The 1,219-nt window shown below is 50.5% G+C and carries 2 protein-coding genes; both read right to left on the bottom strand.

The window, feature by feature from the left end; all coding sequences use genetic code 11:
- Positions 1-201, bottom strand: a 201-nt coding sequence (locus A3738_RS20140) for an XdhC family protein (protein ID WP_304440119.1), incomplete at its 3' end; no start/stop codon positions are given.
- A 36-nt stretch (positions 202-237) separates the two neighbouring features.
- On the bottom strand, positions 238-1,219 hold a 982-nt coding region (locus tag A3738_RS20135; RefSeq protein WP_156504358.1), incomplete at its 5' end, for a molybdopterin cofactor-binding domain-containing protein.

The following is a 1,219-nucleotide window of genomic DNA, read 5'->3' as shown; positions in this document are numbered from 1 at the left end:
CAGTTCACGCGCTTTGTTGGTCACCACAAATTCTAAGTGGCCACCACCAATGGTGTCGTAGGTACTGTCAGCTGTAATCACCATCTTGCTGCTGTTATCACGTGGCGTAGAGCCCGTGCAGCCAAGAATAGTCACCAAAGCATAAGCGCTGCCAGAATCCTGACATCGCTTTGCTGCATCGAACCATGTTTGTGAGCGCATATGAGTTACCTAAAGTTCCTTTGTCCTAATGTCGTATTAGGAGTTCGCTATGTGCTTGCGAGTTTCGTTCACCGCATTCAATACACACTCAGGCGTTGCTGGTGCGTTCATTGGCGGGCTGAACTTGTATTCCGCCATGCTTGAAACGGCATCGCGTAGTGCTGACCACGCTGAAATACCCAACATGAACGGAGGCTCACCCACAGCTTTCGAGCGGTAGATAGTCTCTTCTTTGTTTGGAAGTTGTTCCATAAGCTTCACGCGGAAGTCGATTGGTGTATCGCCAACTGCTGGAATCTTGTAGGTCGCTGGGCCGTTTGAAAGTAGGCGGCCGTTGTCGCTCCATACGAGATCTTCCGTGGTCAACCAACCCATGCCTTGAATGTAAGCACCTTCGATCTGACCGATGTCGATCGCAGGGTTAAGTGACGCACCAACGTCTTGTAGGATATCTACGCGTGTGACTTTGTATTCGCCGGTTAGGGTGTCCACAATCACTTCTGACACAGATGCGCCGTTTGCGAAGTAGTAGAACGGACGACCTTTACCTGTGTTGCGATCGTAGTGGATCTTAGGCGTTTGGTAGTGACCGCTTGAGAACAGTGGTACACGCGCCATGTAAGCGTTTTGCGTGAATTCCGCAAATGGTGTCCACACTTCTTCTCCGTCTGCTTTTACTGCAACAACGTGGTTGCTTTCAAAGCGAATCTTGTCTTCGCTTGTACCGTGAAGTTCAGCTGCGTACTTGATCATGCCGGCTTTGATGCGCAAACAAGCGTCGCGTGCTGCCATGCCGTTCAAGTCAGAACCTGAAGATGCAGCCGTTGGAGACGTGTTAGAGACTTTGTCAGTACGTGTTGCTGTGACCTGAATAGTGTCTAGGTCGACTTGGAATTCGTTGGCAACAACTTGTGCAACTTTCACGTACAAGCCTTGGCCCATTTCCGTCCCGCCGTGGTTTACTTGGATCGAACCGTCTGTGTAGACGTGAACCAATGCACCGGCTTGGTTAAGGAAC

The organism is Oleiphilus sp. HI0066, from assembly GCF_001635725.1.
Note: the sequence above shows the minus strand (reverse complement) of the source record. Positions and strands in the feature narration are given on the sequence as shown.